Below are 22042 nucleotides of genomic sequence, written 5' to 3' on the forward strand. Positions count from 1 at the left end.
GTGCTGCACCACCGGTGCAATATGCAGGGCCAGGCACCCCCGGCACAAAGAGGTGAAGATCATCTGCTCAGATCAGCCGACCGAAACGATTTGCCCCGAACCGGCTGCAGCCTTGATCGCCTCAATCACCTGCACCGCACGCAGACCATCAGCGGCACTGACCAGCGGTTCGGCCTTGCCCCGGATCACTTGTGCGAAATGCTCAATCTGCGATTTTAGCGGATCCGACAACGGCACGGGCACGCGGGTCTGTTGGATGGGCGCCCACCAATCCGGGCCATCGTGCTGCGTCCACAGGCTCAGGTTCGGTAAAGACAGGCTGCCCTTGGTGCCCCCGATCAGATAGCTGGACTGGTCCGTCTTGGGATAGGCGGGGTTCTCGCCCGCTGTCAGCTCCCAACTCCACGGGCCAAGCGCCACGTCAGACAGGTTAACGGTCCCCAGCACGCCGCTGGCAAAACGAAGGGTGGCAACGGTGACCTCTTCCGCTTCAGTCCCGCGCACAGCACTGCTTTCCATTGCCTGCACATGACTGATCAGCCCGCAGAGGTACATCAACAGGTCAATATCGTGGATCAAGTTGATGAACAGTGGCCCGGCCCCCGCCCGTTGCCGCCACGCCTGCGCATAGTAGCTTTCGGGTTTGGGCAACCAGCAGGTGCCCTGCACTGTGGTCACGGTGCCCAATGTCCCCTCGGCAATGATCTCATACGCCCTGGCCACGAGCGGATTATGGCGGCGGTGATGGCCGACAAGGATGGGCACGCCCGCGTTTTGCGCAGCGCGCACAACGGCAACGCCGTCGGCGGCGGTACCCGTCAAGGGCTTTTCAATCAGAACCGGGCAATCCGCATCAATCAGCATCAACGCCATGCGCGCGTGCAGATGGTTCGGCACGGCAAGGATGACACCGTCTGAATGCGCCGCAAGTTCGGATAGGCTCTTAACGACAGGCCACGCAACATCCTCTTTCAGCGCGGGATCAAACACCGCGGAAACGGTGACACCTTGGGCGCGTGAAATGGCATCAAGGTGTTGCCGCCCGATCAGGCCGACGCCCGCAACCCCGATCCGGGTCATGTTTGCCCAGCCGCAACTGCGGCCATTATACCCCTCAACTCGGCCAAGCCCCGCATCCGGCCGATCAAAGGATATCCCGGCAGGCTCTCCCGGTCACGATCCATCAGCAGTTCCTGTCCATGGTCCGGGCGCATCGGAATGGCATGATCGGCACGCCCCTCTGCGCGGCGCCGCGCTTCCTCCTGCATGAGCGCAGCAATGGTCGCGACCATATCCGTGTCGCCTTCCAGGTGCGCCGCCTCGAAAAAGGCAGGGCGCGCAGGGTCAGGAGAGCTCAGCCGCTTAGTGTTACGAAGATGTACGAAATGGATCCGAGGCCCAAGGCGACGGACAAAACCGGCCGCATCAAAATCTGCCGCCACGCCAAGGGATCCCGTGCAAAGCGTTGCACCATTCGCTGGCGTATTTACCGCGTTCAGCACTGCTTCGTAATCTTCGGTAGAGGACATGACACGCGGCAATCCCAAGAGGGAAAAGGGCGGGTCATCGGGATGACAGCACAGCCGCAGGCCCAACCGTTCAGCCGCAGGCGCAACCTCCGCCAGAAAATCAATCAGATGCCGGCGCAGCGCATCCGCATCAATGCCGCGATAGGTATCCAGCCGTGCGCGCACGTCGTCCAGCGTCCAACCATCATTCGCACCGGGCAGCCCTGCGATCACAGTTCGGGTCAGCCGCACCTTGGCCGCGTCGTCCATCAAGGCAAAGGCAGCTCTTGCTGCCTCCTGCACCTCGGCTGAATAATCATCGACGGCTCCGGCCCGGTCCAGAATGAACAGATCGAACGCGGCAAACTGGGCCAGATCAAACAGCATCGCCGTGCCGCCATGGGGCAGGGGCGCACGTGTTTCCGTGCGGGTCCAGTCCAGGATCGGCATGAAATTATAGCAGATCGTGCGCACACCCGCCTCGGCCAAGGCCGACATGCTTTCGATATAGGCCGTCACATGTGCCGCCATGTCGGACCCTTGGGTCTTGATGGTTTCGGACACGGGCAGGCTTTCCACCACCTCCCAACGCAAACCCGCCGCCTCGATCATCGTCTTCCGGTCGGTAATGTCTTGCGCTGTCCAAGCCTCGCCGGGTGGGACGTCGTGCAAGGCGGTGACGACACCCGTTGCGCCAACTTGCGGTAAGTCGGACAATTGCGTCGGATCATCCGGCCCAAACCAACGCCAGCATTCAATCATGGTTGCCATCCTTCGCGCATCGGGTGATCGGCGGGTATCGGCAGGGAAACACGCACCCCACGACGGTGGGACGCATAGATCGCGGTGACAAGCGCGATAGAGGCTGCACCATCCTCCAGAGTGACAGCAGTGTTCGGCATGCCAGCGATGGCGTTGCCCACTTCGCTCAGAAACCCGGCAAATCCGCCCAGGCCTGGCGCCATGTCGGCACAGACTGCATCGACATTGCCCTGTCGGTCCGGATCGCGCGCCACGAACTGCCAATCATCCTCACCCGGAGCATACGGATTCGTGTGCGATGTGGCCGTCAGATGCTCATAGACAAAACGCAACCGCGTTTCGTCCTTCGCAGCTCCAAGTGTCACACTGCTTGTCGCCAACGCGCCACCTTGCAGGTCAAAGATCAGCGCGGCGCTGTCCTCGGTTTCGATCGGATTGACCAGCACGCTCAGCCTTGCGGTAACCGCCTCAATCGGCGCCATGAACGTGGACAACAGGTCATGGGCGTGAATCGCATGGCCCAGGACCGCTCCACCCTGCTCACCCGCCCACGTGCCGCGCCAAGGAACGGCATAGTAATCCGCATTCCGGTTCCAATGCGTCTCCAGCGATGCAGCACGCGGTGCCCCGACGAGGCCCGCGGCCCGAAGCGCCCGTAACTTGTCAAAGGCCGGACCAAACCGATACTGAAACACAGGAAAGACCAACCTGCCCGCTTGCGCCGCTGCATCTGCAATCGCATCAACGTGCGCCAGTGAAGTCGCAAGAGGTTTTTCGCAGATCACATGCTTGCCTGCCTCGAGCGCAGCAATGGCAACAGGCGCATGCAGATGGGGCGGTAGGCAAATGTCGATCAGATCGACATCCGCTTCGAACGCCTCTTCGACCGTTGGCAAAGGCGTGATCAGATCCCCGCACAAGGCCGCGCGCCGGTCAGCATCCTGATCGGCCAGATGGGTCACGGCAAAGCCGTCCAGCCGATCATAGGCGGCAAGGTGCTGCGCCCCGATCCCGCCACCCAGAATGGCCACCCGGATCACGGCGACGCTCCTTCGGCCATCGCCTGCGCGCGCAAGGCCAACTCCATGACCTTAAAACAATGTGCCTGCGACATCGCCGTCTCCGTGCGGTGGGCGATGTCATGGGCCAAGCGTGCGAAGTAGGGCAACCCTGCTTCCCGAGCATCCATCGCCTCGCATCTGTCCCCGTTGACCAGCAGCAGGTGATCTGTACCCGCTCGCCCGCCCACGTCCACATACTTGCGCAACTCGATGTAACCCTCGGTGCCCAGCAGCGTCAGACGGCCATCACCCCAGTTGGGCAAAGCGTCAGGCGTGTACCAATCCACGCGAATGTAGCCAGAGGCGTGATCGGACTGCAGCGCAACTTCGCCAAAGTCTTGCAAACCGGGCTCGCTGCCGTTCGCATGGTTGGCAACATGCGCCATCGTCACCTGCGCATCAGTCGATCCGGTGAAGTGCAGAAACTGGTCGATCTGGTGAGAGGCGATATCAGTCAGTACGCCACCGTATCTTTTGCGCTGAAAAAACCAGTCGGGCCGGGTCGGCCTGTTCAACCGATGCGGACCCAGCCCCGTCGTATGCACGACGCGTCCAATGGCACCGTCTCGAACCAACATGTCGGCCAACGTCACGCAAGGCACCTCGAACCGCTCGGAAAAATTGATTGACCAGATGCGCCCCGTCTCGGCGACGCACGCCTTGATCGCGTTCAGTTGATCCATCGACGTGCAGCCGGGCTTGTCCGTCATCACGTCATGCCCGGCCTGCATGGCCCGAATGGCAACAGCGGCCCGATCTGCGGGGATGTTCGACACCAAGGCCAGGTCGGCGCCCGCCGCCAGCGCCGCATCGAGCGTGTCAAAGCGATGCAGATCAGGGAAGCGTTTGATGTAACCCTCCAACGGTTGCGGATCGCCTTCCGTCCAAAAGCCAAGACAGCGGGCCCCTTGCGCGAGCATGTTCTCGGTCATGCCGTAAATATGCCGATGGTCCAGCCCTAGTGCGACAAAACTCAGTGTCATTGAGCCACCTCGACCGTTGTTCCGGATCGCGCGGCGCGTTCCATGGCGTCGATGACGGCATGCACGTGCAATGCCTCGGACGGCGGGGCAATTGGCGGTCTGCCTGCCGCAACCGAAGTCACGAAATCCTCGAGGATGGACTGATGCCACGCATGTGTGAACGCCATCGGGTCAGCCCCGCCTCCCGTCTCGCTTGCGGCTTCAGGCGACAGATCTTCGCGTTCACCTGTCAACCAGTCGATACGCAAATGGTCGCCCTCCAGATGTGCACGGCCCTTGGTCGTCGTCACTGTTATGCTCTCCGCCGCTCCGGGATAGGCGGTCGTGGTCGCGCTCAGCACGCCAGTTGCACCCGACCGAAACGTCAGTAAGGCGGCCGCGATATCCTCCGCTTCCATACGATGCAGGGCGCTCGTGCGCATCATCGCCTGCAAGGCGGCAACAGGTCCAACCAGCCAAAGGCCAAGGTCCAACGTGTGGATCGCCTGATTGATCATAACGCCGCCGCCATCACGCGCATAAGTGCCACGGCCCGGTGCATCGTAGTACGCCTGCTCACGCCACCACGGCACGCGCAATTCGACATGAACGATGTCACCAAGTACGCCCGCGTCCAGCTTTGCTTTCAACACTTGCGCGGCAGCCCGCGTGCGGTGCTGAAAGCACAGCGCAAGCGGCACATTGGCCGATGCGTAAAGGTCAACAAGAGACCGCGCAGCATCAAGTTTGCGCTCGACCGGTTTCTCCATCAGCGTCGGAATCCCCGCTTTGGCCAGCGCCTGCGCGTATTGGGTCCGCGCGTCCGGCGGCGTGATCAAAATGGCACCATCCGCATCCGTATCCAACACAGCGTCCATGCTGCCCAGCGGCGCAACCTGGTATCCCAGCGTCTCTGACGCAGCGGCACAAAAGTCTGCTGTGCGTTCCGCGTCTCGCCCCAAAACACCAACCAGGCGCGCGCCCACGGTGTTGTCCCGCAGCGCCAGAACATGTGTCTGCGCAACCATGCCAGCACCGATCATCACGACGTTCATTGCGCACCTCCCAGCCCGCACAGTGGCGCGATTTCACAGGTGCGCCAAGGGGCATTCGTGCTAGTGTTCGGAAAAAGCAAAGGGGCAGCCATGTCTTTGAAACTGAGCGGGAAAGCGGCGCAGATCTATGACGGGATCAGGGGTGCCCCGATCGTGTCGCCCCACGGTCACTGCGACCCCGCGTGGTTCGCCATCGACGCGCCCTTCTCCGATCCGGCAGAGCTGCTGGTCATCCCCGATCACTACGTCTTCCGGATGCTCTATTCGCAGGGCGTGCCTCTCGATCAACTGGGCGTCGGTGTGGCTCCCGAAGACCGCGACCCAAGGGCGATCTTCCGCCTGTTTGCCGCGCATTGGCATCTGTTTCTGGGCACGCCCAGCCAGTTTTGGATCGAACACGAACTGCGCGAAACGCTTGGCTGCGACACGGCCCTCGGACCGGATACGGCGGATGCCATTTATGATCACATCGCAATATGGCTGACGGACACAGACAACCTCCCACGTGCATTGTTCGACCGCATGGGGATCGAGGTGCTTGCAACCACCGACGCCGCACTCGACCCGCTCACACACCACCAGGCCATCCGTGACAGCGGCTGGACCGGCACGGTCATCCCAACCTTCCGGCCCGATGCGCTGCTGAACCCGCGCGCGCCCGGCTGGGTAAAAGAGGTTGCGGCCCTCGGCGCAATGACCGGGCACGACACCACCGGCTATGACGGGTTCCTCGCCGCCCTGCGCAAACGGCGCAACGCATTCAAAGCCATGGGAGCCACAGCAACGGACCACGCCATCGAGCAACCACAGACCGTCTGGCTCGACCGGCCAGCCGACACCTTTGCCACGCTCCTGTCCGGCAGCATAGCAGACGCTGACGCGTTCCACGGCCACATGCTGATCGAAATGGCGCAGATGTCGCTGGACGACGGGTTGGTCATGCAATTGCACGCGGGCAGCAGACGCAATACCAACCACACGCTGTTTGACCGCTTTGGCGCAAACAAGGGGGCGGACATTCCTGTTGCTGTCGATTGGGTGCGCGGGCTCGAACCCTTGCTCAACCGGGTTGGGAACGACCCAAGGCTGACGCTGATCCTGTTCACGCTGGATGAAACGACATACGCACGTGAACTGGCGCCTATGGCGGGGCATTGGCCTTGCTTGCGCATCGGGCCACCTTGGTGGTTCCACGACAGTGCCGCAGGCATCGCCCGCTACTTGGATCAGGTGGTCGAAACGGCGGGCTACCATAACCTTGCAGGGTTCAACGACGACACGCGCGCCTTCCTGTCGATCCCGGCACGGCATGACCTCTGGCGCCGCGCGGTTGCGCAACACCTCGCCGCGCAGATTGACCGCGGCTACTTCTCGGCCGAAACCGCCGGTCAGGTCGCCCAACTGCTGGCCACGGACCTCGCCCGCAAAACATACCGGTTGGAGTAACCGATGCCGCATATTCTGCACCTTGGGGTCGGCAACTTCTTCCGTGCCCATGCCGCCGCCTACACTCAGGATGTAACCGGGTGGGACGTTACGGGCGTCAGCTTCCGCTCTGCGACCATACGCGACGGCCTAGCCGCACAGAACTTCGCCTATTCCCTGGTGATCAAGGACGCAAACGGCACTCAGGTCAAACCCATCACCTGCCTGACGAACATGCTCGTTGCACCAGAAGACCCAGACGCCGTCATCGCAAGCATCGTGTCAGACAGGTTCGACCTGATCACCCTGACAGTCACGGAAAAGGCATACCACCTCGACACCACAGGTCTCCTCGACCTGAGCGCGCCAGAAGTAAAGGCAGACCTCGCAGGCGGGGGCCAAACAGTGGTGGGCAGTCTCGCGCGCGGGTTGGCGCGCCGCACAACGCCCGTTACGGTTCTGAGTTGCGACAACCTGCCGGAAAATGGCCAGAAACTCGAACAGGCCGTGCGCCGATTTGCTCAAAAAGCGGGCGTGAGACTGAACGGCAATGCAACCTTCCCCTCCTGCATGGTGGACCGCATCACGCCAGCGACAACAGATGCCATCCGGCAAGAGGCAAACGACCCGATGGCCGTCCCGACCGAGACGTTCACCGAATGGGTGATCGAAGACAGGTTCGCCGCGCGCCGCCCGGACTGGCCCGGCGTGCAATGGGTGGACGACGTCGCCCCGCACGAAATGCGCAAGCTGCGGATGCTGAACGGCGCACATTCCTACCTCGCCTATGCAGGCACGCTGCGCGGACACACCTATGTACACGAGGCCATCGCCGACGCAGACTTGCGGGCCATGACCGCCGCGCTGATGCAGGAAGCGGCCGAAACTCTACCCGACAGCGTTCAAGGACAGACGGCTACGTACGCAAAGGCGCTCATCCAACGCTTCGAAAATCCGAACCTTCATCACAGGCTCCGGCAGATCGCCATGGACGGCAGCCAGAAACTGCCGATCCGCATCCTGTCCACGCTCGCTGATCGCAGGGGCAAACACAGTCCCGCCCTATCCGCAGCCATAGACGCATGGGTTGCATTCGTGCGAGGCGAAGTCTCGGATGGTCGCGCACTCGACGACCCGGATGCCGACCGGCTGGTCGCTGCCTGCACCTCCGCCAATCCAGACGGTGCGTTACTGGATCTGATCGGCGCCTAGTGCGGCAGGATCGCACCACGGTGGCCAATCACCTCGCTGGCCAGGGCATGGCCGGCACGCAGCGCCTGATCCTGCGGCGCACCCATCAACAATGCGCCCAGATACGCGCCGTTGAAACTGTCTCCTGCGGCGGTCGTATCGACAACTTTGTCTGCCGCCGGGTAGTTGGCAGAGGTGCCGGTCTCAAGGCAAAGCGGACCCTGCGCCCCGCGCTTCAGCGCGCCTGTGCGTCTTAAGGCGACAAAGCGGTCGACGACGGCGCGCGCGCTCTCACCGGTCAAATCCATCTCATCATCAATCGACGGCAGTGCAATGTCCGACAGCACCCACATAGAGTGTATCGCCGCCCGCGCTGCATCCGGATCCCCCCACAACCGCGGGCGGTAATTGCTGTCAAACGCTACCCGCCCACCTCTCTTCCGAAACGCCCGAAGCCAGCGGATCAGCGCGGTGCGCGTCGAAGTCGGCAAAATCGCCAGCGTGATGGCAGACGTATAGATGACGTCATAGCGTTCCAGCACCGAAAAGTCGGGGCCGGACGGCGTGGCAAACACCATCCGCGCCGCCGATGAGTCCCGCCAGTAGGCAAAGCTGCGCTCGCCCGCCGCGTCAGTTGTGATGGCATAAAGGCCCGGCGTCCGCTCCGGATCGCGCTCAACGGCCTGCGTACCAATGTCCTCCGCTTCGATGGCAGCCACGATCCGGTCGGAAAAAGCATCCGTGCCGACCCGCGTGATGTAATCCACCTCAAGCATCGGCGCTGTCCGTTTCAAATAGATCGCCGTGTTCAGCGTATCCCCGGCCACCCGCACATCGGCTGTGTCACCGCTCATAGAAAGCTCGATCATCGCCTCGCCGATGGCTGCAATTTTCATGCCGTTTCCTTTCGCGCCGTACGCCGCCAGATGATCAGTCCGGACACCACAATGATCGCGGCCCCCAGCAGCGTCCAACCATCCGGCACATCGCCGAAAATCAAGTAACTGGCAAGCGCCAGATAGAGCAGAAAACTGTATGTATACGGCATCAACGTGTTGGCAGGCGCATAGCCATGCGCGCGCGAGAAAATCTCGTGTCCGGCCCATCCCCAGATGCCCAGGCCAATCATCAACGCCCATTGCCAGACCGTGTCCGGCGTGGTCCATACGAAAAACGCAAGCGGCGCCAGCGTCACCGCACCAAAAGCGCCCATCCAGAACTGCATCGTCTCCGGCGCCACGATGCCTGAAATCTTGCGCGTGATGATCGAGTAAAGCGCGAGCGAAAACGCGTTGTAGACGTTCAGAAACGCAATCGCGTGAAAACTCGCGTCAAAGGGCCGGATCACCACCAGCACGCCCGAAAACCCAAGAATGATTGCGAACCACCGCCACGGCCCCACCCGTTCACCCAGAAGCGGCCAACTCAGCGCGCAGACGATGATCGGCGCCGAAAACATGATCGACCCCACCACGGTCAGCGGGAGGTAATTCAGCGTGATGAAGTTGAACAACGTGGCCGACGCCAGCAAGAACCCCCGCAGCAGCACCAGCCCCATGTGCGCGGACTGAAAATTCGACCACCGCACACCTTTGCGCAGCAAAAGCGCGGTGGAAATCAGAAAATGCGGAAAATACCGCATGAACGCCAACTGAAACGCGGGCAGCCCCGCCAGCAAAAGCCACTTCACCGACGTGTCGATCAGCGTGAAAAAAGCGTAGGCCCCCAGCGTCATAACGATGCCAAGGGCCGCGCGATCCTCGGTCGGATGGGCGGCGATCGCCACCTTCAGCCTTTGAACCGGTCGGCAAAGAAATCGACCTGCAGCGGCACCATCTCTTCGCCGCGCCCGGCCTCAATCGACCCGCGCAGACTGTCCAGCGTACTGCCCGACATCATCGAATGGACGCCCGCATCATCACACATCTGCGCGTAATACCCGACGTCTTTGGCCGCGTTCTTGATCGAAAAGGCCAGCTGCTGATCGTCGCCTTTGAGCGCATAGGCCGTCACGAAATCCATCATCCCCGACTTCAGCGGCCCGGCCGACATCACATCATACAATCCCTGACGGTCGACCCCCATCACATCCGCAATCGCATAGCTTTCGGCCATCGCGTTGGCGCAGGCCTGCGCATAGAAGTTGTTGATCAGCTTGATTGTATGCCCCGTGCCCAGCGGCCCGAGGTGAAAGACATTTTCGCCCAGATCGTCCAGCACCGGCTTGACCCTGTCAAAGGTCGCTTTGTCACCCGACCCCATCAGGTTCAACAGCCCGTCCTTGGCGTGCATCGGCGTGCGCCCGATGGGGCAGTCCAGCATCGTGCCACCCGCGGCATCCACTTCCGCCCCCAGCGCCTTGGTCGATGCAGGCAGCGAGGTGCCAAAATCAATGACCACCGCGCCCGGTTTCAGCCCAGCAATCACGCCCTCGTCGCCGCGCATCCGCGCCTCGACATTGTCCGACGTGTCCATACACAGCATCACGATGTCCGACCCTTCGGCCACCGCTTTGGCAGTCGTCACCTCGACCGCGCCACGCTCTACGGCGCGGTCAACATACGTACGCGTTCGGTTCGCGATCACCACAAGGTCATAGCCCTGATCCTGCAACCGCCCCACCATGGCACCACCCATAAGGCCAAGGCCAATAAATCCAATTTTCGGTTTGCTCATGTCAATTCTCCTTCGAAGGAATGGTGTCGAAGGCGCGCGTCTTCAGCCCCTTCTGAATTTCATAGATCGAGATCGGCACATCCGGCTGCGGCTGCGGAATGCGGATGGGGATGTCTTTCAAGCGCGGGGTCAGCGTCGGCGCGCCGCACAGCATCCGTGCGTCATAGTCCGCAATCCCGTCCCACTTGGTCATCGACCCCATAATCGGAAACGCATCCGCCGCCATCATCTCATAAAACAGAATGCGCCGCGCCCGGTCGCTGGTGTTCAGCGCCGATCCATGCACGATCCGCCCGTGATGAATGCTGATCGACCCCGCCGGGCCGGTCAGTTTAACAGCATCCGCCATGTCCAACCCATTATCCTCCGGCAGCATCGCCCCGGCAAAGACACCTTCCGCATGGTGATCGAACACCGGGCCCTTGTGCGAGCCGGGAAACACCATCAGCGGCCCGTTTTCTTCTGCCATGTCGTCAATGCAAATGCCGATGGCGAGGATGTCGTCATTTGTATGCGGGTAAAACGCATAGTCCTGATGCCATTCCACAGCCGCGCCATAGCCTGCCGATTTCATGTTCAGCTTGGTGGTGTGCAGCCGCAGGTTCGGCCCGATCAGATCGCGCGCGGGGGCCAGCACATGGTCGGAATACATCAACTCCCTCACCACATCCGAAATCGTATGCGGTAGCTTGATCCGCCGCAGGCGCGGATCATCGGCAGAGTGACTGTCCTCAAGATCAAGGCGGTCATTGCTCTCGGTCATGGTCGCGGCTTCAGCCTCGAACCGCGCAATCTCATCCCGGATCTTGGTCAGCCACTCGTCCGGGATGCGGTTCTCAACCAACAGATAGCCATGCTCTTCGTAGTGCGCCTTCTGCTCTGGGCTCAGGCACTCCATCACATCACCGCCCCGATCTGCCAGGGCACGAATTCGTAGTCGCCAAGGCCCTGTGCTTCAGACTTCGACATCTCCCCGCTCGCTACACGTAAGAACAGCTCGTAAATCTCGCGGCCCTTCTCTTCGAGGCTCACACCCTCTGAAAGCATCGCACCGGCATTCACATCCATATCCTCGATCATGCGACCATACATTTCTGTATTGGTCGCCACCTTGATCGTCGGTGCTGGCTTCGAGCCAAAAGCAGAGCCGCGCCCCGTGGTGAAGCACACAAGGTTGCAGCCGCCCGCGATCTGCCCCGTCACACTCGCCGGATCATAGCCGGGCGAATCCATGAACGTAAAACCACGCGCTCGCACGCTATCAGCGTATTTGTAGACACCCGTCAGCGGTGTTGTCCCGCCCTTGGCCGCAGCGCCCAACGACTTCTCCAGGATCGTGGTCAGGCCACCGGCTTTGTTGCCGGGACTTGGGTTGTTGTCCATCGATCCCTTGTTGCGGGCGGTATAGTCCTCCCACCAGCGGATCAGATCAATGAGACGCTCACCCGTCTCCTGATCCACGGCGCGGGCGGTCAGCAAATGCTCCGCCCCATAAATCTCCGGCGTCTCGGCCAGCACGCCGGTGCCCCCCTGCGCCACCAGCAGATCGGTGGCATAACCCAGCGCCGGGTTCGCCGTGATCCCCGACCACGCATCCGACCCGCCGCATTGCAGGGCGACCTTCAACTCCGAAGCCCGGCAAGGTTCCCTAACGGATTGGTTGGCAAGGGGCAGCATAGCCGAAACCTTCTCGATCCCCTTCTCGACCGTGCGCCGCAGCCCGGCCACAGACTGGATGTTCATCGTCTGAAACAGCGGCCCCTGCTTCAGCCCATAGGCCTCCAGCAGCCAGTCAATCTGGTTCATCTCGCAGCCCAGACCGACCATCAGCACACCCGCATGGTTGGGATGGCGCGCATAACCCCACATCACGCGCTGCAGTGCCTCGAACCCGTCGCCATCGCCAGCCATGCCGCAGCCCGTGCCGTGGACAAAGGCAACCACGCCGTCAACATTCGGATAGTCGGCCAGGATCTCAGGTGTGAAATGCGCCGCAATCATGCGCGCCGCCGTGGCCGAACAGTTCACGGACGTCACGATGGCGATGTAATTGCGGGTCCCGACTTGCCCGTTCTCGCGCTTGTACCCCATGAACGTGTCAGGTGTCCCCGCGGGGACGGGCCGCAGGTTCGTCGCAAACTGGTAGGCAACATCGGTCCCGCGAAACTCGACATTATGAGTGTGGACATGATCGCCCGCCGCGATGTCCTTGGCCGCATAGCCGATGATCTGCGCATACTTTCGGATCGGGGCGCCCTGCGCGATGTCTTGCACGGCAATCTTGTGCCCGGACGGGATCAGCGCACGGGTCACAACGCCACCAACGTCCACCCCAACGGCAAGCGCGCGGGTCGCCGTAACGACGCTGTCGGACGGATCAAGGCGAATGAACTCCATGGGATGCCCCTACAGCAGGATCGACACGATGGGCGGCCAGATGAGAAGCACCGATAGCGCAATCAATTGGATCCCGATGAAAGGCAGGAACCCCTTGAAGATGTCAGTCAACTGAATGTGCGGTGGCGCCACGGACTTGAGGTAGAAGGCCGCCGGACCAAAGGGCGGCGACAAGAAGCTCACCTGCATGTTCATACAGAACACCACCCCGAACCAGATCGCCACGTGGCGGGGGTTCAACTCGCCGAAGAGGCCAATCTCATCAATGGGCAACTTCAGCACGATGGGCAGGAAGACCGGGATGATCAGCAGCACGATGCCCACCCAGTCCATGAACGCACCCATGAACAACAGGATCAGCATCATGAACAGGATCACGGCCATGGTCGGCAATTCGGACCCGACGATAAAGTCAGCCACGTAAGTCGGTCCGCCCGCGATAGTGTAAGCCCCCGCCAGCGCCGTCGCCCCGATGGTCACCCAGATGATCGTGCCCGTCGACTTGAGCGTCCGCATCAGCGATTCCCACACCAGGTCAAACGACGCCTCGCCACGAAACAGGGCGATAATGAACACGGCCAACGCACCCATGCCAGCGGCTTCGGTGATGCCGGTGATCCCGCCATAGATGGATCCCATGACCACGCCGATGACCACGATGGGCGGCACCAGCCCCTTGCCCATGGACCAACCCAACGCCGTGCGCGCGCGACCAAACAGGCCAAAGATCAAGGCAAGCGAAACTGCCAGCGACACACCAAAATAGGTGATGAAGGGGGCCGTCCCGAACCGCGCCTGTGCGCCCGTCGCAGCCGCATTCGAGCCCGAAAACTCAAAGAACATCGCCCGCAACATCAGCGCCGCGGAAAAGCCCGCAATCACGACCGTCAGGAATGCCAGAAACAGCATGCCTTTCTCGCCGCCGGCAGGCTCGCTCTCATCCGGTTCGGGCAGCGGCGCGTCCTCGGGGCGCAACTGCGTGCGGATGATGATGTAGATGATGATGAACGACGCCAGCATAAAGCCGGGGATGAAGGACGCCGTAAACAGCGCCTTGATCGACGTCTCGGTGATCAGGCCATAAATGATCAGAACGATCGACGGAGGGATCATGGTGCCAAGGGACCCCGATGCACAGATCACGCCGATGGCCAAGTTCTGATTATACCCCAACCGCAGCATCTGCGGCAGCGCGATCAGGCCCAGCAGCACGACCTCACCCCCGATGATGCCGGACATGGCGGCCATGATGACCGCCATGATCGACGTCACAATGGCGATGCCGCCGCGGGTGCGGTTCAGCCAGATGTTCAGGCTTGAATACATCTCCTTGGCGATGCCGGACCGCTCCAGCAGGGCCGCCATGAAGATAAAAAGCGGAATGGATATAAGGACATAGTCCGTCAAAAGCCCATATATTCGTTGCGCTAAGATATTGAGCGGCCCCGCGCCCGGTCGGCCGGTGAGAATACCGTCGCCAAAGGTCCACGGCGCCAGCAGCAACTGCGGCTCGAACTTCATAACCAGCACACCCACAGCCAGGATGGCCGAGGCCAATCCAAGCGGCATGCCGATGGCCAGCAGCAGGATCAGGCCCAGCATCAGGACCAGTGAGATCGTTCCGATATCCATGGGTTACTTCCCTGCCACTTGCGCCTTGATGCGCTCAATTTCTTCTTCGTCCAGGTCTTCGCCCCCGTAATGGACCTCTTCCTTGTTCCAATCGGAAATCAGGTTGATGACGGCCTGAATGGCAACCATGCCAACGACGAACAACACCATGGGCTTCATCGTGGCGGGGATTGGCGGGTCAAAGGCCGTGCCAAACGTCTCCCACCGATAGAACTTGTCAAAGGCTTCGCCATAGCCGCCATAAATCAGGAAAAAGGCGAAGGTGACGATCAACAGGGTCGAGATGCAGTCAAAGATGCGCTGCACCCAGCGGGGCACCGCGTCATAGAGCAGGACAATGCGGATATGGCTGCGCTGCTGCATGGCATATAGGCCTGCACACAGGAACACGAAACCTGCGAGCCACAGGCTCAACTCGTTGGCCCAAAGCGTCGGCCGTTCGAATACATAGCGCAGGATGACTTCATAGAGCATGACTGATGTCAGCAACACGATCAGCATCATGGTGACACGACCGATGAAAACGGCCAGGCGGTCTGCGGCACGCCAGCTTTCAAACTCCATGCCCGCACGGCGGACGGTGCGAACGCCCAGATAGCCAAACACCAGAATGCCAAGGGCGGCCAGCCAATCCACGATGTCGGCAAAGCCACCAAAGAGACCGCCCAGCCCCGGCGTCACATCGTTGCGACGAAACAGCGCCGACAGTTTGTCGAATTGGGATGGGTCCTCGGGGGGCACGAAATCAAGCGTGAAGGCCGGCATGTGCCAGACAATCCAGCCCGCGCAAAGGATGAATGCCAAAGGCACAATCCACTCGATCGGAGTGCCGGAGCGCACCTGCATCACGAAGTCCCCCCTGTTGTGTGAATACTGTGCCCGAGTGCTGTGAAACTAGCCTCAGACGAAAAGCGAGACCCGCGCACGGCGCGGGGCTCACAAGATCACAGAAGATGGATCAGTCGACCAAACCCAAGTTTTTTAGATAGGAACGGTGGCTGGCAACCAGCGCCTTGGCTTCGGGTGTAGTCGCAAAGTCATCCCATGCGCCTTGAGCGGCGTTGCGGAATTTCTTCAGTTCTTCCGGCGACCATGTATGGATTGTCACACCTTGTTCCTTGAGCGATGCCAATGCTTCGGTATTGGCCACCTCGGTCTGAAGTGCCGTGTGCAGCGCAAGGCTTTCCATCCCGACCGACATAATGCGGCGGTGGTGCTCCGGCATACCGTCCCAAACAGCCTTGTTGCACGCGAGGTGATCAGACGGCATCGAGTGAAAGCCCGGGTAGTTTGCGTGCTTGACTATATCGTAGAGTCCAAGGCCCTGATTGTTGGCAAGACCGGACGCATCCGCACCGTCAATGATACCTGTTTCCAAAGCAGTAAATATTTCCGTGAAATCCATCACAATGGGTGACGCGCCGAGACGTTCAAAGATCATCGTCTCCATGCCAGGCGGAGACCGGAATTTCCAATCTTTCAAGTCTGCAGTTGATGCAATTGGTCGGGATGAAGCAAAGCTTTCCTGACCATAAACCCACCAGCCAACCAGCTGCATACCGAATTTATTGTACAGTTCCTGAGCCGCTTCCAGTCCACCAGCGTAGTACAACCAGCTTAGTTGCTGATAAGGTGTGTCGTAGCCACCCATAATGTCGCCCACAAACTGAAATGCGGGATTTTTCCCGGTCTGATAGCCGCCACCGTGCATTTCACAGTCAAGGATGCCTGTCGCCGCGGCGTCGAAACCTTCGACCGACTTTACAACTGAAGACGACCAGAACATTTCGATGTCGATCTCACCATTGGACATGGTTTCAACGTTGTCGATAAACATCTGGATCAGTTTGCCTGAGTTATTCTCCGGCGTGTAGTGCGTCTGGATCCGCAGTGTCGTGGTTTCCGCCGATGCGGTCATCGCTGTCGTGGCTGCAAGGGCAGCAACAGCGGCGACCGAAGCCGCCTTCTTCAGAAATGTCATTTCATCCTCCCTGACATCTATGTGTGCGCACGCGACAGGTTCGATTGCCCGCCTTGGTGTGTCGTAGGGGAAAGCTAAGCGCACTTGCCCCCACCCGACAACAGGAAAAATGAAATTAGGACGATTTTTGAGATTTTGATAGAATTTCGAGATTTCGTGATTTATGGCTTGGGCCTGCCTGAACCAGCATGACGACGTGAACGGGACCCATGCCCTACGACACCGACATTTTCGAAACCCTGCGCTACCGCCTGATGACAAACGGGTTCGAACACGGGCAGAAGGTGCGCGCCGAACATCTGCGCCAGGAATTCGGCTGTTCCGCCAGCACCATACGCGAAGTGCTGTTTCGCCTGTCCACACTGGGTCTGGTCGAGTTTCAGGAACAGCGCGGCTTTCGCGTGCCGCAAAAGTCGCGCGAGATGATTCACGAACTCACGCATCTGCGCGTCCTGCTCGAAGCCGAAGGGACGGTGATGTCGATCCGCCGCGGCGGCGTCGCATGGGAGGCGCGGCTGACCGCCGCACACCACCACCTCAGCCACCTTGAAATGCGCCTGAACACCGCGACCGACCGCTCGCCCTTTGTCGACCTGTGGTTCGGGGCCGAGGCGCAGTTTCACGAAACCCTGATCTCGGCCTGCGGCTCACAAACCCTGATCGACACGCACCACCGCGTCTATTGCCGCTTCCGCCAGCAACTGATGGTCGAAGACCGCCATTTCGACTTCATTTCCCAGAACATCATGCACCACCAACAAATCCTCGACGCCGCCATGGCCGGGGACGAGGGTCTGACACGCCAGAAAATCCACGACCACCTCGCCCGGCACCTGATGACGGTCGAACCGGTCTAAGCCAACCGATCGCATTCAAAGTTTCCGATCGACCAGATCATCCTCGATATACACATCAATGATCTCGCGGAACGTCTCCTCCGCCTGAAACCCGAGCGCCAGCGCCCGCTCCGGCGCAAAGTTTCGGGGCCACCCCGAAACGATCCTGGCCACCGCCTCATCCCGCTGCGGTTTGATCAGCGCGACAACATTGTTGCCCGCCACGTCCCGCAACGCCTCGATCTGTTCGGCCACAGTGCAACTCAATCCCGGCAGGTTCAGCGCCCGCCGACCCTCCAGCCGGTCACTGTCCAGTACCGCCGCATGAGCCAAAAAACCAGCTGCCGACCGGGGCGAGGCATGCCAATGCCGCACCGTATCCTCAACGGGCAACACCGCCTCCAAACCGTTCAACGGCTCGCGAATGATGCCGGAAAAGAACGAGGACGCCGCCAGGTTTGCCTTGCCCGGCCGCACACAAATTGTGGGCAACCGCAGCGACATCCCGTCAATGAACCCCTTGCGCGAATAGTCCTGGATCATCAGCTCGCACGCCGCCTTCTGCGCGCCATAGCTGGTCTGGGGAGAGGTCAGGAATTCATCCCCGATCTTCTCCGGGTACGGCCCGCCAAAGACAGCGATGGATGAGGTGAACACCACCCGCGGCACATATTCACCACCGCTCGCCCGATGCTGCGCCCTCAGCGCTTCCAGAAACGCCCAAAGCGGCGTCAGGTTCGTCTGCCAACCCAGATCAAAATTCGTCTCCGCCTCGCCCGACACGATGGACGCGAGGTAGAAAATCACGTCAAACCGCTCCGCTGCCAGCGCCGCGCCCTCGGCCAGCACTGACAGATCACCCACCCGCTTGTCATCGCCTACTGCATCGGGGCCATACCCCAGATCATGCAGCGTCACGCGGAAATCCCCAAAGCCGGGCAGGCCCTGCGTTTCAAGCCGCTTGGCCAGCTTCTGACCGACCATACCGCCGCCGCCCAGGATCAGGATACGCTTCATGCCGCACCCTCCTGCCGCGCCTTCAGCTCAAGATACAGGCCCGAATGATCCCGATCCGCTCCGTCCATATGATCTACGAAGTGTGCAAACCGATCCCGCACATCCTGCACCATGGGCAAGGTCACACCCGTCGCCCCGGCCTCGTGCAGCACGTTATCCAGATCCTTCAACTGAAACTTCGACAGCCCGCCGGGTTCGAAATTCCCAGTCGTCATCCGCTCCCCGTGCTGCTGCAAAATGGTGCTGTCGGCAAAGCCGCCCTTCAACGCGGCGCGCAGCGCTGCAGGATCAGCGCCCCCTTCCTCGGCCAGCAACATCGCCTCGGCCACTGCCCCGATCGTGACCGCGACAATCGCCTGATTGCACAGCTTCGACAACTGCCCGGCCCCGGTCGGGCCCACGTGCACCGGGCGGCCCATCACCTCCAGCACCGCACGCGCCCGATCAAAATCCGCAGCCTCGCCACCCGCCATGATGGCAAGCGACGCAGCCTCCGCCCCCTTGGTGCCCCCGGACACGGGCGCATCCAGAAAGCCGACGCCAAGCTCCGAAAGGATCGCGCGGGCCTCCCGCGCCTCGCCGGGCTTGGTCGATGACATGTCGATCCACAGCGCCCCGCTGGACAGGCTGCGCGACACCTCGCCAATCACCGCCAATACCGTCGGCCCATCACTCATCATCGTGATGATGACATCCGCCCCGGTCACTGCCGCGGACGTGCTGGCCGCGACCGCTGCGCCGTCATCTGCCAACGGCTCTGCCTTGGTGACAGTCCGGTTCCACACCGTCACCGGCACCCCGGCACGGGCAAGATTGCGCGCCATGGGAAAGCCCATCAACCCCGTGCCCAACAGGGCCACCTTTTCGAACGCCATCGACACTCCTCCGAAATTGCCGTGACGTCTGGTCAACACCTCCGGCTTGTCCTACGCTAACACCAAAACGCAGACCCCGCGTCTGCGCAACACCTGATCGGATAAGGGGGGAGTGCATGGGCCGTCTTGACGGGAAGCGCGCACTTGTGACGGCCGCGGGCCAAGGGATCGGCCACGCCAGCGCTTTGGCAATGGCCAACGAAGGTGCACAGGTCTTTGCCACGGACGTAAATACCGAGGCCCTCGGCACGCTGGATCACGCCAATATCGTGACCTTCCCGCTCGACGCGCGCGATTCTGACAGCATTGCAGATGGTGTTTCGCGCGCGAAACCTGACATTCTGTTCAACTGCGCGGGGTTCGTGCATCATGGCACCATACAGGACAGTACGGACGACGAATGGGACTTCGCCTTCGACCTCAACGTCCGTTCGATGTACCGCACCATCCGCGCGGCGCTTCCAGGGATGCTGGACCGCGGAAACGGCAGCATCATCAACATGTCGTCGGCCTTGGGCTCCATCATCGGCGCGCCCAACCGCTTCATCTACGGCACGACCAAGGCGGCTGTCGTCGGCCTCACCAAATCCGTCGCCGTCGACTTCATAACCCAAGGCATCCGCTGCAATTGCATCTGCCCCGGCACGGTGGAAAGCCCCAGCTGGCACGACCGGGTCAAGGCACTCGGCGAGCAACTTGGCAGCTATGACAAGGCCATGGAACAATTCGTTGCCCGCCAACCCATGGGCCGGGTCGCCAAGGCCGAGGAAATCGCAGCGCTTGTCGTCTACCTTGCCAGCGACGAAAGCGCATTCACCACAGGACACACCCACATCATTGATGGAGGCTGGTCAGGACAATGACCAAGAAAATAGGAATAGAAGACCTGCGGTCTCGCAAATGGTTCATGAACCCGGACAACCCGGAAATGACCGCACTCTATCTGGAACGCTACCTGAACTACGGGCTGACGCGGGACGAGCTGCAATCGGGCAAGCCGATCATCGGCATTGCGCAAACCGGTAGTGACCTGTCGCCCTGCAACCGCCACCACCTTGAACTGACCAAGCGCGTGCGCGACGGCATCATCGCCGCAGGCGGCACCTGTATCGAAGTGCCCGTGCACCCCATTCAGGAAACGGGTAAGCGACCCACAGCGATGCTGGACCGCAACCTCGCCTATCTCAGCCTCGTCGAAACACTGTTCGGCTACCCCCTGGACGGTGTCGTACTGAACATCGGCTGTGATAAGACCACCCCGGCGCTTCTGATGGCTGCCGCCACCGTCAACATCCCGGCCATCGCCCTGTCCGTCGGCCCCATGCTCAACGGCTGGTTCCGCGGTCAGCGCACCGGCTCCGGCTCCATCGTCTGGCAAGCGCGCGAGATGATGGCCAAGGGCGAGATTGACGGCGAAGGGTTCATGGAACTCGTCGCCTCCTCCGCCCCCTCGGTCGGCTATTGCAACACGATGGGCACAGCCACCACGATGAACTCGCTTGCCGAAGCGCTCGGCATGCAACTGCCCGGCTCGGCCGCCATCCCCGCCCCTTACCGCGAGCGCAGCCAGATCAGTTACGAAACCGGCAAGCGCATCGTCGACATGGTGTGGGAAGACCTGCGCCCCTCCAACATCATGACGCGAGAGGCGTTCGAGAACACCATCGTCATCAACTCCGCCATCGGCGGATCGACCAACGCGCCGATCCATTTGAATGGCATCGCCAAGCACCTCGATGTGCCTTTGAACAACGACGATTGGCAGCAGGTCGGCCACCACGTGCCCCTGCTCGTGAACCTCCAGCCCGCAGGCGAGTATCTGGGCGAAGATTATCAACACGCGGGCGGCGTCCCTGCCGTCATCGGCGAGTTGATCGCCGCCGACCTGCTGCCCCACCCCGACGTCATCACCGCCAACGGCAAGACGATGCGCGAAAACTGCGCCCATCTGCGCAGCGAAGACACCAAGGTGATCAAACCGGTCAGCGATCCGCTCAAAGCCGAAGCCGGGTTCATCAACCTCAAGGGCAACCTTTTTGACAGCGCGATCATGAAAACCTCTGTGATTTCCGAGGAATTCCGCAACCGCTACCTGTCGAACCCCGACGACCCGGAAGCCTTCGAAGGGCGCGCCGTCGTCTTCGACGGCCCCGAAGATTTCCACCATCGCATCGACGACGAAGCCGAAGGGATCGACGAACACTGCATCCTCTTCATGCGCGGCGCAGGCCCCAAGGGGTATCCCGGCGGGGCCGAGGTCGTGAACATGCGCGCGCCCGACTATCTGCTGAAAAAAGGCATTCAGGCCCTTCCGTGCGTCGGTGACGGTCGCCAATCCGGCACCTCCGGCTCACCCTCGATCCTGAACGCCTCCCCCGAGGCGGCGGATGGCGGTGGCCTCGCCCTTCTCGAAAACGGCGACCGCGTCCGCATCGACCTCAAGAAATGCACCGCCGATATGCTGGTGGACGACGCCATCCTCCAGGCCCGCGCCGAAGCGATCATGGCCGCAGGTGGCTACCCCGTCCCCGAAAGCCAAAGCCCGTGGCAGGAGATTTTCCGCGATTACGTGGGCCGCTTTGACGAGGGGATGACCCTGCGCGGCGCCACCAAGTACCAGGACATCTCGCGCCGGTACATGCCGCGCGACAACCACTAGAAAGG

General features: G+C 61.2%; 20 protein-coding genes. 5 read left to right on the plus strand and 15 right to left on the minus strand.

The annotated features are described in order from the left end of the window. Positions 1–72 precede the first annotated feature (72 nt). The 5 genes from BWR18_RS15525 to BWR18_RS15545 are packed head-to-tail and all read right to left on the minus strand — an operon-like array spanning position 73 to position 5348. On the minus strand, positions 73–1080 hold the full coding sequence (locus tag BWR18_RS15525; protein WP_076629350.1) for a Gfo/Idh/MocA family protein: 1008 nt from the start codon (positions 1078–1080) through the stop codon (positions 73–75). Then, on the minus strand, positions 1077–2270 hold the full coding sequence (gene uxuA / locus BWR18_RS15530) for a mannonate dehydratase (protein ID WP_076630355.1): 1194 nt from the start codon (positions 2268–2270) through the stop codon (positions 1077–1079). Before uxuA ends, BWR18_RS15525 begins: the two co-directional genes overlap by 4 nt. After that, positions 2267–3310 (minus strand): Gfo/Idh/MocA family protein, encoded by a 1044-nt coding sequence (locus BWR18_RS15535; RefSeq protein ID WP_076629351.1) that lies wholly within the window; start codon positions 3308–3310, stop codon positions 2267–2269. Before BWR18_RS15535 ends, uxuA begins: the two co-directional genes overlap by 4 nt. After that, positions 3307–4314, minus strand: coding sequence for a Gfo/Idh/MocA family protein (locus BWR18_RS15540; protein ID WP_076629352.1), 1008 nt, complete (start codon positions 4312–4314; stop codon positions 3307–3309). The genes BWR18_RS15535 and BWR18_RS15540 overlap by 4 nt, the downstream gene beginning before the upstream one ends. Continuing rightward, positions 4311–5348 (minus strand): Gfo/Idh/MocA family protein, encoded by a 1038-nt coding sequence (locus BWR18_RS15545; protein ID WP_076629353.1) that lies wholly within the window; start codon positions 5346–5348, stop codon positions 4311–4313. The genes BWR18_RS15540 and BWR18_RS15545 overlap by 4 nt, the downstream gene beginning before the upstream one ends. 90 nt (positions 5349–5438) lie before the next feature. Between BWR18_RS15545 and uxaC the strand changes: the two genes are divergently transcribed. Beyond that, positions 5439–6794, plus strand: a complete 1356-nt coding sequence (gene uxaC, locus BWR18_RS15550) for a glucuronate isomerase (protein WP_076629354.1) — start codon at positions 5439–5441, stop codon at positions 6792–6794. 3 nt (positions 6795–6797) lie between these two features. After that, entirely contained in the window at positions 6798–7985 is a 1188-nt protein-coding gene (locus BWR18_RS15555) for a mannitol dehydrogenase family protein (RefSeq protein WP_076629355.1), read from the plus strand. On the opposite strand, the gene BWR18_RS15560 is transcribed toward BWR18_RS15555, so the two are convergent. The 8 genes from BWR18_RS15560 to BWR18_RS15595 form a co-directional block, all read right to left on the minus strand. Then, on the minus strand, positions 7982–8860 hold the full coding sequence (locus tag BWR18_RS15560) for a sugar kinase (protein ID WP_076629356.1): 879 nt from the start codon (positions 8858–8860) through the stop codon (positions 7982–7984). The two genes, BWR18_RS15555 and BWR18_RS15560, sit on opposite strands and share 4 nt — an antisense overlap. Next, entirely contained in the window at positions 8857–9750 is an 894-nt protein-coding gene (locus tag BWR18_RS15565; protein WP_254684879.1) for a DMT family transporter, read from the minus strand. The genes BWR18_RS15560 and BWR18_RS15565 overlap by 4 nt, the downstream gene beginning before the upstream one ends. A gap of 2 nt (positions 9751–9752) precedes the next feature. Beyond that, positions 9753–10640 (minus strand): NAD(P)-dependent oxidoreductase, encoded by an 888-nt coding sequence (locus tag BWR18_RS15570; RefSeq protein WP_076629357.1) that lies wholly within the window; start codon positions 10638–10640, stop codon positions 9753–9755. Position 10641: 1 nt separating this feature from the next. Next, positions 10642–11538: a phytanoyl-CoA dioxygenase family protein gene (locus BWR18_RS15575; protein ID WP_076629358.1), complete on the minus strand. Its 897-nt coding sequence runs from the start codon at positions 11536–11538 to the stop codon at positions 10642–10644. Then, a complete protein-coding gene (locus tag BWR18_RS15580; protein WP_076629359.1) occupies positions 11538–13037 on the minus strand; it encodes a UxaA family hydrolase in 1500 nt (499 codons plus the stop codon). The genes BWR18_RS15575 and BWR18_RS15580 overlap by 1 nt, the downstream gene beginning before the upstream one ends. A 9-nt stretch (positions 13038–13046) precedes the next feature. Continuing rightward, entirely contained in the window at positions 13047–14669 is a 1623-nt protein-coding gene (locus BWR18_RS15585; RefSeq protein ID WP_076629360.1) for a TRAP transporter large permease, read from the minus strand. 3 nt (positions 14670–14672) lie between these two features. Then, entirely contained in the window at positions 14673–15515 is an 843-nt protein-coding gene (locus BWR18_RS15590) for a TRAP transporter small permease subunit (RefSeq protein WP_076629361.1), read from the minus strand. Positions 15516–15627: 112 nt separating this feature from the next. Further along, positions 15628–16650, minus strand: a complete 1023-nt coding sequence (locus BWR18_RS15595; RefSeq protein ID WP_076629362.1) for a TRAP transporter substrate-binding protein — start codon at positions 16648–16650, stop codon at positions 15628–15630. 209 nt (positions 16651–16859) lie between these two features. On the opposite strand from BWR18_RS15595, the gene BWR18_RS15600 reads away from it, so the two are divergent. Beyond that, the gene (locus tag BWR18_RS15600) at positions 16860–17507 is read left to right on the plus strand and encodes a GntR family transcriptional regulator (protein WP_076629363.1); all 648 of its coding nucleotides are present in this window, start codon (positions 16860–16862) and stop codon (positions 17505–17507) included. Positions 17508–17522: 15 nt separating this feature from the next. On the opposite strand, the gene denD is transcribed toward BWR18_RS15600, so the two are convergent. Further along, positions 17523–18503, minus strand: a complete 981-nt coding sequence (gene denD / locus BWR18_RS15605) for a D-erythronate dehydrogenase (RefSeq protein WP_076629364.1) — start codon at positions 18501–18503, stop codon at positions 17523–17525. Next, positions 18500–19378, minus strand: a complete 879-nt coding sequence (locus tag BWR18_RS15610; protein WP_076629365.1) for an NAD(P)-dependent oxidoreductase — start codon at positions 19376–19378, stop codon at positions 18500–18502. Before BWR18_RS15610 ends, denD begins: the two co-directional genes overlap by 4 nt. Before the next feature lie 116 nt (positions 19379–19494). Here BWR18_RS15610 and BWR18_RS15615 point away from each other — a divergent pair, with 116 nt between their 5' ends. Together BWR18_RS15615 and BWR18_RS15620 are read left to right on the plus strand one after the other, a co-directional pair. Then, complete coding sequence (locus tag BWR18_RS15615; RefSeq protein WP_076629366.1) at positions 19495–20241, plus strand: SDR family oxidoreductase; 747 nt, start codon at positions 19495–19497, stop codon at positions 20239–20241. Then, positions 20238–22037, plus strand: a complete 1800-nt coding sequence (locus BWR18_RS15620) for an IlvD/Edd family dehydratase (RefSeq protein ID WP_076629367.1) — start codon at positions 20238–20240, stop codon at positions 22035–22037. Before BWR18_RS15615 ends, BWR18_RS15620 begins: the two co-directional genes overlap by 4 nt. Positions 22038–22042: the final 5 nt, after the last annotated feature.

Source organism: Tateyamaria omphalii (assembly GCF_001969365.1).
In the GTDB taxonomy this organism is placed as follows: Bacteria; Pseudomonadota; Alphaproteobacteria; order Rhodobacterales; family Rhodobacteraceae; genus Tateyamaria; species Tateyamaria omphalii_A.

Coding starts and splice junctions, on each gene's coding strand:
- BWR18_RS15525 (WP_076629350.1), bottom strand. CDS start 1,080: ATGACCCGGATCGGGGTTGCGGGCGTCGGCCTGATCGGGCGGCAACAC.
- uxuA (WP_076630355.1), bottom strand. CDS start 2,270: ATGATTGAATGCTGGCGTTGGTTTGGGCCGGATGATCCGACGCAATTG.
- BWR18_RS15540 (WP_076629352.1), bottom strand. CDS start 4,314: ATGACACTGAGTTTTGTCGCACTAGGGCTGGACCATCGGCATATTTAC.
- BWR18_RS15545 (WP_076629353.1), bottom strand. CDS start 5,348: ATGAACGTCGTGATGATCGGTGCTGGCATGGTTGCGCAGACACATGTT.
- uxaC (WP_076629354.1), top strand. CDS start 5,439: ATGTCTTTGAAACTGAGCGGGAAAGCGGCGCAGATCTATGACGGGATC.
- BWR18_RS15555 (WP_076629355.1), top strand. CDS start 6,798: ATGCCGCATATTCTGCACCTTGGGGTCGGCAACTTCTTCCGTGCCCAT.
- BWR18_RS15560 (WP_076629356.1), bottom strand. CDS start 8,860: ATGAAAATTGCAGCCATCGGCGAGGCGATGATCGAGCTTTCTATGAGC.
- BWR18_RS15570 (WP_076629357.1), bottom strand. CDS start 10,640: ATGAGCAAACCGAAAATTGGATTTATTGGCCTTGGCCTTATGGGTGGT.
- BWR18_RS15575 (WP_076629358.1), bottom strand. CDS start 11,538: ATGGAGTGCCTGAGCCCAGAGCAGAAGGCGCACTACGAAGAGCATGGC.
- BWR18_RS15580 (WP_076629359.1), bottom strand. CDS start 13,037: ATGGAGTTCATTCGCCTTGATCCGTCCGACAGCGTCGTTACGGCGACC.
- BWR18_RS15585 (WP_076629360.1), bottom strand. CDS start 14,669: ATGGATATCGGAACGATCTCACTGGTCCTGATGCTGGGCCTGATCCTG.
- BWR18_RS15590 (WP_076629361.1), bottom strand. CDS start 15,515: ATGCAGGTGCGCTCCGGCACTCCGATCGAGTGGATTGTGCCTTTGGCA.
- BWR18_RS15595 (WP_076629362.1), bottom strand. CDS start 16,650: ATGACATTTCTGAAGAAGGCGGCTTCGGTCGCCGCTGTTGCTGCCCTT.
- BWR18_RS15600 (WP_076629363.1), top strand. CDS start 16,860: ATGCCCTACGACACCGACATTTTCGAAACCCTGCGCTACCGCCTGATG.
- denD (WP_076629364.1), bottom strand. CDS start 18,503: ATGAAGCGTATCCTGATCCTGGGCGGCGGCGGTATGGTCGGTCAGAAG.
- BWR18_RS15610 (WP_076629365.1), bottom strand. CDS start 19,378: ATGGCGTTCGAAAAGGTGGCCCTGTTGGGCACGGGGTTGATGGGCTTT.
- BWR18_RS15615 (WP_076629366.1), top strand. CDS start 19,495: ATGGGCCGTCTTGACGGGAAGCGCGCACTTGTGACGGCCGCGGGCCAA.
- BWR18_RS15620 (WP_076629367.1), top strand. CDS start 20,238: ATGACCAAGAAAATAGGAATAGAAGACCTGCGGTCTCGCAAATGGTTC.